The 16,606-nt window shown below is 74.9% G+C and carries 16 protein-coding genes; 10 read left to right on the forward strand and 6 right to left on the reverse strand.

Annotated elements, in window-relative coordinates; all coding sequences use genetic code 11:
- Positions 1-108 precede the first annotated feature (108 nt).
- The 3 genes from ABZ783_RS21890 to ABZ783_RS21900 form a co-directional block, all read right to left on the reverse strand.
- Positions 109-699, reverse strand: a complete 591-nt coding sequence (locus ABZ783_RS21890; protein ID WP_357441195.1) for a GNAT family N-acetyltransferase — start codon at positions 697-699, stop codon at positions 109-111.
- 76 nt (positions 700-775) lie between these two features.
- Positions 776-2,299, reverse strand: a complete 1,524-nt coding sequence (locus ABZ783_RS21895; protein ID WP_357441198.1) for an APC family permease — start codon at positions 2,297-2,299, stop codon at positions 776-778.
- A 48-nt stretch (positions 2,300-2,347) separates the two neighbouring features.
- Positions 2,348-2,974, reverse strand: coding sequence for a GPP34 family phosphoprotein (locus ABZ783_RS21900; protein ID WP_357441200.1), 627 nt, complete (start codon positions 2,972-2,974; stop codon positions 2,348-2,350).
- Between the two features lie 144 nt (positions 2,975-3,118).
- Here ABZ783_RS21900 and ABZ783_RS21905 point away from each other — a divergent pair, with 144 nt between their 5' ends.
- The 3 genes from ABZ783_RS21905 to ABZ783_RS21915 are packed head-to-tail and all read left to right on the forward strand — an operon-like array spanning position 3,119 to position 6,892.
- Complete coding sequence (locus tag ABZ783_RS21905; protein WP_357441202.1) at positions 3,119-3,961, forward strand: helix-turn-helix transcriptional regulator; 843 nt, start codon at positions 3,119-3,121, stop codon at positions 3,959-3,961.
- 39 nt (positions 3,962-4,000) lie between these two features.
- A complete protein-coding gene (locus ABZ783_RS21910; protein ID WP_357441204.1) occupies positions 4,001-4,198 on the forward strand; it encodes a DUF397 domain-containing protein in 198 nt (65 codons plus the stop codon).
- Between the two features lie 24 nt (positions 4,199-4,222).
- Positions 4,223-6,892: an ATP-dependent helicase C-terminal domain-containing protein gene (locus tag ABZ783_RS21915; RefSeq protein WP_357441205.1), complete on the forward strand. Its 2,670-nt coding sequence runs from the start codon at positions 4,223-4,225 to the stop codon at positions 6,890-6,892.
- A gap of 6 nt (positions 6,893-6,898) precedes the next feature.
- On the opposite strand, the gene ABZ783_RS21920 is transcribed toward ABZ783_RS21915, so the two are convergent.
- Positions 6,899-7,624, reverse strand: a complete 726-nt coding sequence (locus ABZ783_RS21920) for a protein phosphatase 2C domain-containing protein (RefSeq protein WP_357441207.1) — start codon at positions 7,622-7,624, stop codon at positions 6,899-6,901.
- 214 nt (positions 7,625-7,838) lie between these two features.
- On the opposite strand from ABZ783_RS21920, the gene ABZ783_RS21925 reads away from it, so the two are divergent.
- Positions 7,839-10,448: a glycoside hydrolase family 9 protein gene (locus ABZ783_RS21925; protein ID WP_357441210.1), complete on the forward strand. Its 2,610-nt coding sequence runs from the start codon at positions 7,839-7,841 to the stop codon at positions 10,446-10,448.
- 90 nt (positions 10,449-10,538) lie between these two features.
- Here ABZ783_RS21925 and ABZ783_RS21930 read toward each other — a convergent pair whose 3' ends face one another.
- Entirely contained in the window at positions 10,539-11,972 is a 1,434-nt protein-coding gene (locus ABZ783_RS21930) for a glycosyltransferase family 39 protein (RefSeq protein ID WP_357441212.1), read from the reverse strand.
- Between the two features lie 123 nt (positions 11,973-12,095).
- On the opposite strand from ABZ783_RS21930, the gene ABZ783_RS21935 reads away from it, so the two are divergent.
- On the forward strand, positions 12,096-12,416 hold the full coding sequence (locus tag ABZ783_RS21935) for a multidrug efflux SMR transporter (RefSeq protein ID WP_073839592.1): 321 nt from the start codon (positions 12,096-12,098) through the stop codon (positions 12,414-12,416).
- 46 nt (positions 12,417-12,462) lie between these two features.
- A complete protein-coding gene (locus ABZ783_RS21940) occupies positions 12,463-13,386 on the forward strand; it encodes a hypothetical protein (protein ID WP_357441214.1) in 924 nt (307 codons plus the stop codon).
- A gap of 6 nt (positions 13,387-13,392) precedes the next feature.
- Here the strand turns inward: ABZ783_RS21940 and ABZ783_RS21945 are convergent, their stop codons facing one another.
- Positions 13,393-13,905, reverse strand: coding sequence for a GNAT family N-acetyltransferase (locus ABZ783_RS21945; protein WP_357441216.1), 513 nt, complete (start codon positions 13,903-13,905; stop codon positions 13,393-13,395).
- A gap of 72 nt (positions 13,906-13,977) precedes the next feature.
- On the opposite strand from ABZ783_RS21945, the gene ABZ783_RS21950 reads away from it, so the two are divergent.
- The 4 genes from ABZ783_RS21950 to ABZ783_RS21965 are packed head-to-tail and all read left to right on the forward strand — an operon-like array spanning position 13,978 to position 16,600.
- A complete protein-coding gene (locus tag ABZ783_RS21950; RefSeq protein WP_357441218.1) occupies positions 13,978-14,595 on the forward strand; it encodes an HAD family phosphatase in 618 nt (205 codons plus the stop codon).
- Positions 14,596-14,653: 58 nt separating this feature from the next.
- The gene (locus ABZ783_RS21955; protein ID WP_357441220.1) at positions 14,654-14,782 is read left to right on the forward strand and encodes a hypothetical protein; all 129 of its coding nucleotides are present in this window, start codon (positions 14,654-14,656) and stop codon (positions 14,780-14,782) included.
- Positions 14,782-16,044: an MFS transporter gene (locus ABZ783_RS21960; RefSeq protein WP_357441222.1), complete on the forward strand. Its 1,263-nt coding sequence runs from the start codon at positions 14,782-14,784 to the stop codon at positions 16,042-16,044. The genes ABZ783_RS21955 and ABZ783_RS21960 overlap by 1 nt, the downstream gene beginning before the upstream one ends.
- 22 nt (positions 16,045-16,066) lie before the next feature.
- Positions 16,067-16,600, forward strand: coding sequence for a GNAT family N-acetyltransferase (locus ABZ783_RS21965; RefSeq protein ID WP_357441225.1), 534 nt, complete (start codon positions 16,067-16,069; stop codon positions 16,598-16,600).
- The last annotated feature ends 6 nt before the right edge of the window (positions 16,601-16,606 follow it).

A 16,606-nucleotide genomic window follows, 5' to 3' on the forward strand; every position in this document is an offset into this window, starting at 1 on the left:
CGTCGCGTCCACGCGGCCCGGTCGGCGGTTCGCCGACCGGGCCGTACCCGGTTTCCCGCCCGTCGCCCCGGGCCGCGTGGCCAGCCGCGCATCGGCGGCGCGCACCGCTCAGCCGACCGGGTCGCGCCACATCGGATAGAAGGGGGCGCCGTCGGGAACGCGGAACGGCTCGGCGGCCCGGTAGCCGTGCCGGGCGTACAGGTCGCGGCTGCGCTCGCTGCTCGCCTCCAGATATGCGGGCACGCCGTCGGCGTCGAGCAGGCCGTGATGGTGCCGCAGCAGCGCGTTGCCCAGGCCCCGCCCCTGGCGTTCCGGCGCGACCGCCAGAAACGCCAGATGGTGGTGGTCGGCGTGCGGGTGGTGTGCCTCGAACAGCTCGTCGAGATGCTGGAACCGCGGCGTCCACTCGCCGCAGGCGGCGGCGAGCCGGGCGTCGTAGTCGGCCGGCGGCGGGGCCGGCTCGCCGGCCTGCGGGAACCAGACCGCGACGCCCGCCCGGTCCGCGGTGCCGTGCACGATCCCGTGCAGCATCGCGTGGTCGACCAGGATCTCGAAGTTGTCGGCGAGCACCGCCTCCCGCTTCGCCTCGTCCGGCACGAGCCACCGGGTGACGGCCAGCAGCCGGAAGGCCCGGGCGATCCGCTCGGCGACCGACCGGGTCTCCGCCGGGCCGAGCCGCTCGATCGGCACCTCGCTCATGCCGTCACCTCGCTCCGCTCGGCGCCGCCATGAGGCACCACAGCACCGCACTGACGATTCACTCGCTGACGCTCGCTCATGCCGTCACCTCCGCCGCCGGCGGCGTCACCTCGTCGGCCGTCCGCGGCGCGGCGACGACGGCGCTCTCCGCGCCCAGCCCGATCCGGGCGTACACGGCCGGCCGGGTGCGGCGCAGCACCAGCCCCCAGAGCAGGCCGAGCAGCGCCGCCACCGGGTAGACCGCCGGGATCACCCAGCGCAGCGGCGAGTCCGGGGCGACCCCGAGCAGGATGGCGAAGTTGTCCACCGCGACCACGATGACGGCGACCAGCGCGATCGCCGCGAGGGCGGGGGCGACGACCCGCCGCCACAACGTCTCCTCGGTGCGGGTTCGGGCGAAGAAGGCGATCACCGCGACCGCGGTGGCGGTGATCAGCAGCAACACCCCGAACCCGCCGCCGGTGCCGCCCCAGAAGAACAGCTGCACCAGCGGGTCCCAGCCGGCGGCCGCGTAGAGGACGATCACGACCAGGCCGAGGGCGCTCTGCGCCAGGGAGGCGGCCCGCGGCGCCCCGGTGAGCGGCGAGGTCTGCCCGAACAGTGCCGGCAGCACCCGCTCCCGGCCGAGCGCGAAGGCGTACCGGGCGGTGGTGTTGTGGAACGAGATCATCGCCGCCAGCAGCGAGGTGAGGAAGAGCGCCTGGCCGATGGTCACCGCGGTGTCGCCGAGGTGCGCGCCGGCGAGGTTGAAGATGAGCCCCGTGCTCTGTTCCCGGGACGCGTCGACGATCCGGTCCGGTCCGGTGGCGACGGTCATCGTCCAGGCCGAGAAGGCGTACAGACCGGCGATGATGGCCACCGACAGGTAGGTGGCCATCGGGACGGTCCGCTTCGGGTCCTTGCTCTCCTCGCTGAACACCACCGCCGACTCGAAGCCGGTGAAGCCGGTCGTGGCCAGCACCAGGATCGCGCCGACCCCCGGCACCAGCAGATTGTCCGGCGACAGGGTGGCGAAGCTGACCGAACCGCCGGCCGGGTGGGTGACCTGCGCCAGGTCGAAGACGAGGATGACTGCGATCTCGGCCAGCAGCAGCACGGCGAGCACCAGGCCGTTCACGTCCACCCGGAGCACGCCCAGCACCGCGACCAGCGCCCAGGCGACCAGGGCCACCACCCACCAGGCGGGTGAACCGCCGAAGAGCTGGTCCAGCACCGGCTCGGCGGCCGCGCCGATCGCGCCGTAGAGCCCGACCTGCAGCGCGTTGTACGCGATCAGCGCGACCCACGCCGCACCGACCCCGGCGGGCCGACCGAGCCCACGGGCGATGTACGCGTAGAACGCGCCGGCGTTAGTCAGCCGGCGGGCCATCGCCACGTAGCCGACCGCGAAGAGGGTGAGCACCACCGCGACCGCCAGGAACGCCAGCGGGATGCCGGTGACGCCGGTGACGGCGTACCCCGTGGTGACCACGCCGGCCACCACGGTCAGCGGGGCGGCGGCGGAGAGGACGAAGAAGACGACCGACGGTATGCCGAGCCGGCCGCGGGCCAGGGCCTCGGAGACGTTGCTGGGACGCTCGACGGTGGCTGCAGGGGGCATGGGGGCTGCTCCGGTGGAGGGGGAGGAATGGGGGCGGTGACCCGGAGGTCAGGGGATGCCGCGCAGCACCGCGGCACCGACGGCGGCCTCGGTGTGCCCGACCAGTTCCTTCAGCGGCGCGGGCAGCGTGGGGATGAGCCCGCTCAGCCGGTGGTGGGCCTGCGGTCCGGCGCTGAACAGCACCTCGCGGGTCAACCCGGTGGCGGCGATCAGGCCGAGCAGCAGGGCGTCCGGCACGGCGATGGGCTCCGGGCGTTCCAGCAGGGTCCACAGCCGGGCCGCCGGCCAGGCGGCCGCGTTCAGATCGACCGGAACGTAGCTGAGGCTCGTCCGCAGGAGACGCCGGTTCTCCTGGCGGCGCAGCACCCCGGCGCGGGCCAGCCGCTCGCCGACCGTGGTCACGCCGGTCTGGGCCAGGAAACTGAGCCAGGTGCGGACTGCCCGGTGCTGGGCCTCGCCGATCAGCTGGTCGAGCACGGTGTGCGCGAGCGCGTCGGCCGGCGGCCGGCGGTCGAGCACGGTGATCAGTCCGGAGGCGACGGTGATCCGTCGAAAAAGGATCAACTCGCCGAGGAGGCCGGCGGCGAGGCCGAGCCCCGTCGCGGCCGGGTGCAGTCTGGCCTTGCCCCGGCTGTCGTTGTGCGCGATCAGGAAGAACTCGTCAGCGATGAGCAAACGAGCCTCCCGGCTGTCCACAGATGACGGCTGATACCGGGAAGAGAATGCACCGCGAAGCTCCGGGGATGCAACTCCCGAATTTCACGGTTGCAATCCGCGCCCGGCGTGAGCTGCGGATCTTGGCGTGCCAAACTCGACGGCGTGACCGCCAGTCCCACCGTTCGTCGCCGCCGCATCGCCCGGGAACTCCGCCAACTGCGCGAACGCGCGGGGATGACCCTCGACGTGGCCGCGCGCCAGCTCGACATGTCGAAGAGCAACCTCTCCCGCATTGAGAACGCGCAGATCGGCATCAAACCGCGGGACGTCCGGGCCGCGCTCGCGCTCTACCAGGTGACCGGCGCGGACGCCGAGGCGCTGATCGAGATCGCCCGGGGGGCGCAGCAGCGCGGCTGGTGGCAGAACTACAGCGACGTCCTGCCGGAGTGGTTCGAGTTCTACGTCGGGCTGGAGGCCGAGGCGGCGACGCTGCGCACGTACGAGGCTGAGGCGGTGCCGGGGCTGCTGCAGACCGAGGCGTACGCCCGGGAGATCTACCGGGTCACGGCGGGCGAGGAGGGCGTCGAGCGCAAGGTCGCCGCCCGGCTGCGCCGGCAGGAGGTGCTGCACCGGGAGGCACCGGTACGGCTGTCGGTGGTGCTCAACGAGGCGGTGCTGCTGCGCGCCGTCGGCGGGCCGGCGGTGATGGCCGATCAACTCACCCACATGGCACGACTCGCTCAACTACCCAATGTAACCATCCACGTACTTCCATTCAGTGCCGGTGGTCACCCGGCGATGAGCACCTCCTACGTCATCCTCGGCTTCGCCGACGCGGCCGACGCCTCCGTGGTCTACCTGGACAATCTCACTATGGGACTGGCTCTGGAGGAGCTTGCGCAGGTGCAACGGTATAGCCTGCTGCATGAGGAGCTGTGCCGGATGGCACTGGATCCGGCGGCGTCTTTGGCCCGTCTGGAGGACGCTTCTCGTAACTTTGCGTGACCGCTCGGCGGCACGCCGGCGGAAGAAGAGGTAACGGGGATGGGGCTCGACCTGTCGGGGGCGGGCTGGCGCACCAGCACGCGTAGCAGTGGCAACGGCAACTGCGTGGAGGTCGCCGCCGTGGGCGGTCGGATCGCCGTGCGGGACAGCAAGGACCGCCCTGGTCCCGTCCTGGTATTCGGGCCGGCGGCGTGGGCGGCCTTCGTCGCCGGCGTGGACGGGGTGCGCCCGGCCTGAGGCGCCGGATGCGAGAGTGGATCGGTGCTCTCCGACGTAGCCCTCGACCTGCCGGTCCGGGCGGTGCTGCCGGCGCTGGTCGAGGCGCTGCGCGCGGCCGGCACGGCGGTCCTGGTGGCGCCGCCCGGCACCGGCAAGACCACCCTCGCCCCGCTCGCGGTGGCCGACGCGGTCCCGGGCCGGGTGGTGATCGCCCAGCCCCGCCGGGTGGCCGCCCGGGCCGCCGCGCACCGGATGGCCGCCCTGCTCGGCGAGCACGTCGGCGGCCGGATCGGGTACGCCGTCCGGGGCGAGCGCCGAGTCGGTCCGCAGACCCGGGTCGAGGTGGTCACCACCGGCCTGCTGGTCCGACGGCTGCACCACGATCCGGAACTACCCGGCGTCGGCGCGGTGCTGCTCGACGAGGTCCACGAGCGACAGCTCGACGCCGACCTGGCCCTGGCCTTCGGCGTCGAGGCCCGGGGCGCGCTCCGGCCCGAGCTGTGGTTGGTGGCGATGTCGGCCACCCCGCAGGCGGAGCGGTTCGCCGCGCTGCTGGGCGGTTCCGACCGGCCCGCGCCGGTGGTCCGGGCCGAGGCGGCCCTGCACCCGGTGACCCGGGTCTGGGCGCCCCCGCCCCGGCCGGTCGCCGCGCCGGGCGCGGGCCGGGTCGCGCCGGCGCTGCTGGACCACGTGGCCGCCACGGTGTGCCGGGCGCTGCGTGAGCAGGCCGGGGACGTGCTGGTCTTCCTGCCCGGCGCCGGTGAGATCGCTGCCGTCGGCACCCGCCTGGCCGACCTGCCCGACTCGGTGGCGGTCCTGCCGCTGCACGGCCGGCTGCCCGGGGCGGCGCAGGACGCCGCGCTGCGGCTGCCGGCGGCCCAGCCCGGGGACATCCTGCCGCCAAGCGCAACGGCGGCGGACCGCGCAGCCCGGCCGGACGCCGCGACACGCCCCGGAACGGTCGACCGGCGGCGGGTGGTGCTGGCCACTGCCGTGGCGGAGAGCAGCCTGACCGTGCCCGGAGTACGGGTGGTGGTGGACGCCGGCCTGAGCCGGGTGCCCCGCACCGACCTGGCCCGGGGCTTGGGCGCGCTGGTCACCGTGCCGGTGTCCCGCGCGGCGGCCACCCAGCGGGCCGGCCGGGCCGGGCGGGAGGGCCCGGGCGCGGTCTACCGGTGCTGGTCCGAGGCCACCCACGCCCGGCTCGCCCCGCAGCCGGAGCCGGAGATCGCCACCGCCGACCTGACCGGGTTCGCGCTGGAGCTGGCCGCGTGGGGTGACCCGGACGGGGCCGGGCTGGCGCTGCCCGACCCGCCACCGCCCGCCGCCCTCACGGTCGCCCGGGAGACCCTGACCACGCTGGGCGCGGTCGACGCGGACGGCCGGATCACCGACCGAGGGCGGGCCATCGCGGCGGCGGGCGCGCACCCGCGGCTGGCCCGGGCGCTGCTCGACGGTGCGGAGCGGGTCGGCGCCGACCGGGCCGCCGAGGTGGTCGCCCTGCTCGCCGACGAGACGCTCGCCGGCGCGGGGGACGATCTGACCGCGCTGTGGCGGCGGGTGCGGGGCGGCACGGACCAGGCCGCCACCGCCCGCTGGCGCGCCGAGGTACGCCGGCTCCGCGCCACCCTGCCGCCGGGCAGCGCGCCAGCCGATCGCCCCCGGGTTGCGGCCGCCCGTGTGGACCGGGATCACCGCCGGCCGGCCGTGGACGCCACCGGGGAGCACCTCCCCGACGACCTGGCGGCCGGGCTGCTGGTGGGGCTGGCGTACCCGGAGCGGCTGGCCCGGGCGCGCCGGGCCGGCGGGTCCGCGTACCTGATGGCGGGCGGAACCGCGGCGGAGTTGGCGGCCGGGTCGGGGCTGGCCGGCTCGGCCTGGCTGGCGATCGCGGTGGCCGACCGCTCCCCCGGCGCGCCGACCGCCCGGGTGCGGCTCGCCACCCCCGTCGACGAGGCGACCGCGCGGGAGGCCGGCGGACCCCTGCTCCGCGCCGACCGGGAGGTCGGCTGGTCCGGCGGGGACGTGATGGCCCGGGAGGTCGTCCGGCTCGGCGCGATCGAGCTGGTCGACCGGCCCCTCGCGGCGCCCGACCCGGAGCTGGTGGCCGAGGCGGTGCTCACCGGGCTGCGCCAGGCCGGGCTGGGCCTGCTGACCTGGACGCCGGAGGCGACCGCGCTGCGCCGGCGGCTGGCGTTCTGCCGGCAGGCGCTCGGCGTCGAGTGGCCGGACGTGTCCGACGAGGCGCTGCTCGCCGGCGCGGCCACCTGGCTGGCCCCGGAGCTGGCCGGCGCCCGGCGCCGGGCGGACCTGGCCCGCATCGACGTCGCGGCGGCGCTGCGCCGGCTGCTCGACTGGCGGCAGGCGGCCCGGCTCGACGAGCTGGCGCCGGAACGGCTGCCGGTGCCCAGCGGCTCCCGGATCCGGGTGGACTACGCCGACTCGGCCGCCCCCGTGCTGGCGGTCAAGCTGCAGGAGACCTTCGGCTGGCAGGACGCGCCGCGGATCGCCGACGGCCGGGTGCCGGTGCTGCTGCACCTGCTCTCCCCGGCCGGCCGGCCGGTCGCGGTCACCGCCGACCTGGCCTCGTTCTGGCGGGTGGGCTACCCGCAGGTGCGGGCGGAGCTGCGCGGACGCTACCCGCGGCACCCGTGGCCGGAGGATCCGACCACCGCCGAGCCGACCCGGCGGGCCGCGCCGCGCCGAGGCTGACCGCGGCTACTCGTCCACCACGTCGGCGATCACCACGGTCACGTTGTCCGGGCCGCCGGCCCGCAGCGCCAGGTCGATCAGCTTGCGGGCGCACGCCTCCCGGTCGGGGTACTCGCGGAGCACCTCGGCGAGGGTGTCCGGACGGACCACGTTGGAGAGGCCGTCGCTGCACAGCAGCCAGCGATCGCCGGCCCGGGGGACCATCGTCGCGTACGCCGGGGAGACCTCGTCACCCTGCAACGCCTGGGTCACCACGGCCCGGCGGGGGTGGCTGCTCGCCTGATCCGGGGTGATCACGCCCTGGTCGACCAGCATCTGCACGAACGTGTCGTCCCGGGTGACCTGCTTGAGCACGCCCTCGCGGAACAGATACGCCCGGGAGTCGCCGACGTGGGCCAGGGCCAGGCAGCTTCCGGTGCGGGCGAAGAGCAGCGCGGTGAGTGTGGTGCCCATGCCCTGGCGTTCCGGGTCCTCCACGACGGCTTGACGTATCCGCGTGGTGGCCAGCTCGATGCCGCTCTGGAGGGCGGCGACCAACGCGTCCTCAGGGGTCTCCACGTCCAGCGGGCCGAACGCGTCGATGGCGATCTGGCTGGCCAGGTCACCGGCCGCCATGCCGCCCATGCCGTCGGCCACGGCGACCAGCCAGTTGCCGGCGTGCTGGGCGTCCTGGTTGCCACTACGGATCAGCCCACGGTCGCTCGCCCCCACGGAACGAAGCTTCAGGGTCATGGGAGGCAGCCTGCCAGGCGAAGGCGGCAGTTGTCTCTAGGAGATCAGGATGATGCCGGCGTGGCGCGGCGAATCTCACTGTCGCGCGGGGCTGGCGCGCATCGGGCCGGATCAATTGACAGTGGGCGAAGGTGCTGGAAACATCGGACAGCAGGTGGGAGCGCTCCCAACCGTTAGTGCCTCACTCCACTCCCCCAGCGCGGAAGGAACCTCCGTGATCCCACACCGACGCCGCCTCGCGGCGCTCGCCGCGGCCACCACCCTGGTACTCACCGGCGCCACCGCCGGCGTGGCTTACGCCGAGGTGCCCCCGGACGCCCCCGAACAGCTCCGCAACGGCGACTTCAGCGCCGGCACCAGCCCCTGGTTCTCCTACGGCACCGGGGACCTCACGGTCGTCGACGGGCGGCTCTGCACCACCGTCCCCGGCGGCCTGGCCAACCCGTGGGACGCCGGCATCGGCCAGGACGCCGTGCCGCTCATCGCGGGCGCCGAGTACGAACTCTCCTTCGACGTCTCCGCCACGCCGGGGGCGGCCCTCAAGGCGGTGCTCCAGCTCGGCAGCGCGCCCTACACCACGTACGCCAGCGTCGACGCCACCGCGACCGGCACCGCGCAGCACGTCGCCAGGACGTTCACCGCCCCGGCCGACAACCCCGGCGCCCAGCTCGTCTTCCAGGTCGGCGGCAGCCCCGTTGCGCAGACCTTCTGCCTGGACAACGTCTCGCTGCGCGGCGGCGAGGCGGCCCCGCCGTACGAGCCGGACACCGGGCCGCGGGTCCGGGTCAACCAGGTCGGCTACCTGCCCGGCGGCCCGAAGAACGCCACCGTGGTCACCGACGCCACCGACCCGCTGCCCTGGCAGCTCAGGTCGGCCGCCGGAGCCGTGGTGGCCAGTGGCGCGTCCACCCCGCGCGGGGTGGACGCGGCCTCCCAGCAGCGCGTACACACCGTCGACTTCTCGTCGTTCCGCACCCCGGGCACCGGCTACACACTGGTCGCCGACGGGGAGGCCAGCCACCCGTTCGACATCTCCGGCACCCTCTACGACCGGCTGCGGGTCGACTCGCTCCAGTTCTTCTACGCCCAGCGCAGCGGCACCCCGATCGACGGCGGCCTGATCGGCGCCGGGTACGCCCGCCCGGCCGGGCACCTGGGCGTCGCGCCCAACCAGGGCGACACCGACGTGCCCTGCCAGCCCGGCGTCTGCGACCACCGACTGGACGTGCGCGGCGGCTGGTACGACGCCGGGGACCACGGCAAGTACGTGGTCAACGGCGGGATCGCCACCTACCAGCTGCTGAGCGCGTTCGAGCGCACCAAGACCGCGGAGACCGCGGCGGGCGGCGGGGCGCTCGGCGACGGGACGGTGTGGGTGCCCGAGCGGGGCAACACGGTGCCCGACATCCTCGACGAGGCCCGCTGGGAGCTGGAGTTCCTGCTGCGCATGCAGGTGCCCGCCGGCCAGCCGCTCGCCGGGATGGCCCACCACAAGATCCACGACCAGAACTGGACCGGACTGCCGCTGGCCCCGCAGGACGACCCGCAGCCGCGTGAGCTGCACCCGCCGTCTACCGCGGCCACCCTCAACCTGGCCGCCGTAGCCTCCCAGTGCGCCCGGCTCTTCGCCCCGTACGACGCCGCCTTCGCGGCCCGGTGCGGCAGCGCCGCGAAGACGGCGTACGCGGCGGCGAAGGCGCACCCGGCGCGCTACGCGTCGCCGGCCGACGGCAACGGCGGCGGCGCGTACGACGACTCGAACGTCACCGACGAGTTCTACTGGGCGGCCGTCGAGCTCTGGCTGACCACCGGGGAGCAGGCGTACCTGACCGACCTCACCGCGTCGCCGCTGCACACCGCCGACGTCTTCGCCGCCGGAGGCGCGTTCGGCTGGCAGAGCGTGGCCGCGCTGGGTCGGCTCGACCTGGCCACCGTGCCGAACGCACTGCCGGCCGCCGAGCAGTCCCGGATCCGCACCTCGGTGACCGCCGCCGCCGACCGCTACCTGGCGACCCTGGGCGGCCAGGCGTACGGGCTGCCGCTGCCCGGCGAGGCCGGCGCGTACGTCTGGGGCGGCAACAGCAACATCATCAACAACGCGATCGTGCTCGCCACCGCCTTCGACCTGACCCGGGACGCGAGGTATCGGGACGGTGCGGTGCAGGCGGCCGACTACCTGCTCGGCCGCAACGCGCTGAACATGTCCTACGTGACCGGCTGGGGCGAGCAGAACGCACACCACCAGCACAGCCGGATCTTCGCCCACCAGCTCGACCCGGACCTGCCGAACCCGCCGGACGGCTCCCTCGCCGGCGGCCCGAACGCCGCCCTCCAGGACCCGTACGCGGCCAACCTGCTGGCCGGCTGCCAGCCGATGCTCTGCTACGTCGACGACATCAACTCGTACTCGACCAACGAGGTGGCGATCAACTGGAACTCCGCGCTGGCCTGGCTGGCATCCTTCCTGGCCGACCAGCGCGACGCGGCCGCGGTGGCGGCCCCGACCTGCGCCGTCACGTACACCACGCACGGCAGCTGGCCGGACGGCTTCAACACCCAGGTCATCGTACGGAACACCGGCACGTCCGCCGTCGACGGCTGGAGCCTGCGGTGGGCGTTCACCGGCGACCAGCAGGTGCAGAGCTTCTGGTCGGCCCGGGTCAGCCAGTCCGGGGCCACGGTGACCGCGAAGAACGAGGCGTGGAACGCGAAGATCGCCCCAGGCGGCGCGGTGACCTTCGGCCTGATCGGCACCACCGCCGGCGGCCCCAACCCCGCCCCCAACCTGATCACCCTCAACGGAACGGCCTGCGCCCGGTCCTGAACCGCCGCCGGGTGGTGGCACCAACCTCGGGAAGGTGCCACCACCCCGCGTGGACCGCGCAACTCCCGAAATTGCCGCCCGGTCCGCGGATCAGAAGAAGTTGTTGTAAAGGGCCTGCAGGAACACCGCCTGCCCGACCGAGAGCAGCACCAGGCCCGCGACCACGGCGCCCCGCCGCCAGCGCGGGACGAACGCGGCGGTCCAGCGGTCCACCACCACACCGGCCGCGCCCGCCACCATCGGGTAGAGGAACATCCACGTCCGCTCCACCTCGCCCGGACGCAGCTTGGTCAGCTCCGACGGCAACCCCGCCCAGACGACCAGCACGAGCACGAGCACGAGCACGAGCACCGGCCGCCCGGCCCCCGGCACCTTCCGGAACACGCCGTAGATCCCGAGGGCGGCCAGCGGCAGACCCGCGTAGATCAGCCAGGCCGCCGGGCTGCCCACGAACCAGTACCAGTTGTAGGGAACCGAAACCGTCGGTGACACCAGGTAGGAGGCGAGGACGTCGAAGCCCAGGACGAGCCAGGCCAGGGCCAGCACCGCCGCTCCGCCGGCCGCCGCGGCGGCCAGCAGCCGCACCGCCGTCCGCCACCCGGTCTGGACCACCAGCGCGATGGTCGCCGAGAGCACGACGAAGGACGTGGCGAAGGTCATCAGGGTGCCCAGCCCCAACACGGCGCCCGCGGCCGCCGACAGCCGCCACGACCGACGGTCGGCGGCGAGCAGGAAGAGCGCGACGCTCATGCTCAGCGGCACGGCGAAGGTCGTGTCGAGGGTGCTGTACGCCATCATCAACGGCGCCGGCGCCGCCGCGAAGAGCACGGCGCCGATCCGGCCGGCCCGCTCCCCACCCAGGGTGCGACCGATCAGCCAGGCGGAGACCGCCGAGCAGAACGCCACCACCGCGATCACACCGGCGACGCGCAGGCTGTGCGACGCGCCGAAGGTACGGAACAACAGGTAGAGAAAGACCATCACCCCGGCCGGGTGGGTCCGGCCGTTGTACGACTGGAACCGCTCGCTCAGCTCGGCGTGCCGCTCGACGAACTCGCGCAGCCCGAGCTCGTACACGAAGTGCAGGTCGGCGGTGTAGTAGGCCGGCTTCGAGCCGGTCGAGAGGCCCCGGGTGAGCTCGCCCAGCTGGCCCCGGACCAGGTTCACCGCGGTGGCGGTGAGCACCCCGGCGACCACCACCAGCGCCAGGGCGAGCCAGGTCGGCAGGCGACGCCAGGAGGTGACGATCCAGCCGATGCCGGCCAGCAGCACGCCGGCCGGGATCACGGTCAACGCCAGCTCGTCCCGGACCAGGATCAGCTGGCCGTAGATCGGTGGACGGGCGAAGTAGCCGTAGCCGATGGGTGGGAGCGTCTGACTCCACCGCCAGAACGCGTAGAGGGCGACTCCGGTGACGGCCATCGCCACCAGGGGCCAGAAGCGCCAGCGCGGCCACGAGTCGGCCTCGAGCTGCGCCGCGGGCGGGTCGAGGACGGCCATGGCCGCGCCACCGCTGTCGACCACATCGTCTCCCCGCCGCCCGTGCACCGTGCTTCCCCCACTCGTGGCTACGAACGCCCTGGTTCACAATCCCATCGGCGACCGACACTGTAGGGGACGACAGAACCCAGCCGGTACCGTCCCCGCATGGCGTACCTGTTTCTGCTGGCCGCGATCACCGCCGAGGTGATCGGCACCAGCCTGCTCAAGGCCACCGACGGCTTCACCCGGCTCTGGCCCACGCTCGGCCTGGCGGTGGCGTACGTGTCGTCGTTCGGGCTGCTCGCCCTGGCGGTGAAGGAGATCCCGGTCGGCGTCGCGTACGCCATCTGGTCCGGCCTCGGCACCGCGGCGATCATGGCGATCGGCGCGACCTTCCTGGGTGAGCCGCTCAGCGTCGCCAAGGTGGCCGGCGCCGGTCTCGTGATCGCCGGCGTGGTGGTGCTCAACCTGGGCGGCGCCCACTGAACAAACCCGGTGGACGCGCCACGGCACGTACGCGATGGTGGCGGTCATGGACCCGGACGAGCTTGCCGGCGCGGAACGCCGGGTGTGGGCGGCGCTGCCCGCTGGGACGCGGGCCGCGCTGGCCGGCCTGCCCGCGGCGGACCTGCGGACGCTGCTGCTGACCGTGGCCCGCGACCGCGCGGCGGCGGTGCGCCCGGCGGATGTGCTGCGGCGCTGGCGGGAGGACCGGCTGGTCCGCCCGTCCGAGGTGGACCCGCGCGTGCTCGCCCGACTGGAGACGCGGCTGTGGGAGCTGCTGCCGGCCGACGTGGCCGGCGTCGAACTGTCGCCGGTCGTCCCGCTGGGCAGCTGCTCCGCCGTCGCGCCCGTCAGCCAGAACCGGATCGTCACCACCATGCGCGGCGCGGAGGTGGTCAGCGACCCGACCAACGCCCTAGCCGTCGAGGCGGCGGCGCGCCGGCAACGGCAGCCCCGGACCGGTGAGGTGCACCTGGCCGCCGTGCACCGGGTGCTCCGGGCACAGGACTTCGGCCCCGGCGCCGCCGCGCACTTCCGGCTCTTCACGCTGGTGTCCAGCGCCCGGGACACCGGTTCGGGGCGGACCGAGGCGCGGCTGCTGGTCCGGCACCTGGCCTGGTGGCGGGCGGTTCTTGCCGAGCTGGCCCGGTCGGCCGCGCCCGGGCTGCACGTCACGGTCCTGGACGACGCGGTCCTCGGCGAACGGCTGGCCGACACCGTCCGCCCGGCCCTCGCCGCCGACGGCATCCCGCTGCGCGACGAGCCGGAGCGGCGGCGCGGGCGGGGCTACTACCGCGGCTGCGCGCTGCGACTCACCCTCGACGACGGCGCGTGGGAGGTCGGCGACGGCGGCCTCACCGACTGGACCGCCCGGCTGACCGGCGACGCCAAGGAACGCTGCCTGGTCTCCTGCCTGGCCACCGAACGCCTCGTCACCGGGGCGCCCGGCTGACGCCGACTAGGCGACGGGCCGACGCATGGCGATCCGCTCGGCCGGGTCCAGCCCCAGCGCCGCCTCGGCCGCCAGCAGCCCGGCCAGTCCCGGCGTGACCTCCGCGCCGGTCAGCTCCCGGAACCCGCAGCGCGTGTAGTACGGCCCGTTCCACGGCACACTCCGGAAGGTGGTCAGGGTCAACGCCGGCAGCCCACGCGCGGCGGCCCACCCGGCGACGTGGTCGAGCAGTCCCCGCCCGATCCCCCGCCGGGCGTACGCCGGGTCGACGCTGAGCTGCTCGACGTGCGCGCAGCCGTCCACCAGATCGACCACCACGAAGGCGACCGGCCGGTCCCCCGTGTTCACCGCCACCCAGACCCGGCCGGCCCGCTGGCGGTCGGCGAGCACGTCCAGCGGCAGCGGTGGCATGTCGGCCACGTCGGCCATCCCGACCTTCCGGAACGGCGCACCGGAGGCCACCTCGATCCGCTGCACCTCGGTCAACTCGTCGGCCCGGGCCATCCTGGTTCGTTCCACAGCGCCGGAGCCAACCAGAGCGCAGGCCGCCCCGGCCAGCGCTTTTCCACCTCCGCGCCGTAGGCTGCGGCCATGCTGCTGCCCCTGCCGCCCGGCGACTTCCGCGCGTACCTGTTCGACTGCGACGGCACCATCGCCGACTCGATGCCGCTGCACTACGCGGCGTGGTGTGCGGCGCTGGACGAGTGGGGCTGCGAGTTCCCCGAGGAGCTGTTCTACGCCTGGGGCGGCCGGCCCATCGCCGACATCGTCGCCACGCTCAACGAGCGGCACGGGCTGGCCATGCCGGTCGAGACGGTCGTGCGGCGCCAGGAGGAGCTGTACGAGCGGTCGCTGCCCGACCTGACCGCCGTGCCGGAGGTGCTGGCGCACATCGAGGCCGACCACGGGCGGATCCCGTTCGCGGTGGTGTCCGGCAGCACCCGGGCAGGGGTCACCGCCTCGCTCGCGACGCTGGGTCTGCTCGACCGGTTCGAGGAGCTCGTGTGCGCCGGGGACTACGCGCGGCCCAAGCCCGACCCGGAGGCGTTCCTGCTCGCCGCGCAGCGGCTCGGCGTGGCCCCGGCGGACTGCCTGGTCTTCGAGGACACCGAGCTGGGCATCCGGGCCGCGACGGCGGCGGGCATGGCGGCGGTCCGGGTGCCGGCGCCCTGGGAGCGGGCCGGGAGGATAGCCGCCCGTCCGATGTGACCGGTGTCGCGCATTTCGGGGCCACCGGTCCCACCCGGCCCTGCCTAGGGTCGGCCTCATGACCGTCAACGGGGACATCACCATCGATCCGGACGCCGTGCGCGCCGCCGCACCCCGGTCCGGGCGGGTGACCAAGGGCATCGACGACATGCTGTCCGTGGTTGTGCCGGGGACGGACCTGCGCTGATGGGTGCCGGGGTCTCGCCGATCCCGCCGCCGGGGCCGCTGCGCACCCTCTCGCTGGCCACCCTGGCCAACACCGTCGGCTCGGGGTTGTGGCTGGCCGGCGCCGCGCTCTACCTGACCCGCGACGTCGGGCTCTCCCCCGCCTCGGTCGGCGCCGGGCTCACCGTCGCCGGGCTGGTCGGGCTCACCGCCAGCGTGCCGCTCGGCGCGCTGGCCGACCGGTGGGATCCGCGTACGCTGCGCGCGGTCCTGCAGCTGGGCCAGGCCGCCGTCGCCGCCGCGTACCTGCTGGTCGGCTCGTTTCCGGTGTTCCTCGCGGTGGCGGTACTCGACGCGCTGCTCACCTCCGGCAACCTGGCAGTCCGCGCCGCGCTGGTCGCCGCGGTGGCCGGGCCACAGGGCCGGGTACGCGCCTTCGCCACCCTGCGCGCGGTCGCGAACCTGGGCATCGCCGTGGGGGCCGGGCTGGCCGGGCTCGCGCTGGCCGCGGACACCCACCGGGCGTACCAACTGCTTGTGGTCGGCGACGCGGTCACCTATCTGCTGTCGGCGGCGCTGTTGCTGCGGCTGCCGGCCTGCCCGCCGGCGGCCGGTGACCGGGCGGGCGGGCGGCCGCGCCGGGGGCGGGCGCTGCGCGACGGGCGGTTCCTCGCGGTGAGCGGGGCGTCGGCCGTACTCAGCCTGCACTGGACGGTGCTCACCCTGGTGGTGCCGCTGTGGACGGTGAGCCGGGCCGGCGCCCCGCCGCCGGTGGTGTCGGCGGTGCTGCTGACCAACACGGCGCTGTCCGTGCTGCTCGCGGTGCGGCTGGCCCGCGGCGCGGACGACGCCGTCGGGGCGGCCCGGTCGATGCGCCGCGCCGGGCTGGTGCTGGCCGTGGCCATGTTGCTGTACGCGGTGACCGCCGGCCTGCCGCCCGCCGCGTCGGTCGCGCTGCTGCTGGTCGCCACCGCGGTCTACACCGCCGGTGACCTGTGGCACGGCAGCGCCGGGGCGGGCCTGGCGTACGGGCTGGCCCCGCCGGACGCGATCGGCGCCTACCAGGGGGCGGACGGGCTGCTCGCCGGGCTGTCCCGGGCGCTCGGTCCGGCGTTGCTGGCGCTGCTGGTGCTCGATGGTGGGCCGCCCGGCTGGGTGGCGGTCGCCGCGCTCTTCGCCGTGGTCGGCCTGGCCACCCCGGCGCTGACCCGGTGGGCCCTGGTCACCCGACCGGCCCCCGACGCGGCGGGCGCGGCCCGCACCCCGGCCGGTCATGCCGGCTGACCGGTGTAGCAGCATGGCCGGCATGACGGACCAGCCGACCCTCACCATCCGCCCGGGCGGGCCCGGCGACGCCCGCACCGTGCTGCGGCTGCTCGACAGCGCCACGGCCTGGCTGGCGGCGCGCGGCCGGACCGGCCAGTGGGGCACCGAGCCCGCGTCGCGCGATCCGCGCCGGATCGCCCAGGCCGACGCGTGGGCGACCAGCGGCGGGCTCTACCTGGCCGGACTCGGCGACACCCCGGTGGGTGCCCTGGTGGTGGGGGCGGCCACCGAGTACGTGCCACCGGCCACCGAGCCGGAGCTGTACGTCAACCTGCTGGTCTCGGACCGGGCGTACGCGGGCCACGGGATCGGGGCCCGGCTGCTGGCGTACGCGGCGGAACTGGCCCGCGACCGTGGCCTGGGGCTGCTGCGGGTGGACTGCTACGGCGGCGACGACCGGGCGCTGGTCGGCTTCTACGAGAGCTGCGGCTTCACCGCCACCGACCCGTTCACGGTCGACCGGCCGGGCCGCCCGCCGTGGCCGGGCCAGGTGCTGGAACGCCGGCTCGGCTGACGAGCT

The sequence above is a fragment of the Micromonospora sp. NPDC047738 genome (assembly GCF_040642675.1).
Taxonomy (GTDB): domain Bacteria; phylum Actinomycetota; class Actinomycetes; order Mycobacteriales; family Micromonosporaceae; genus Micromonospora.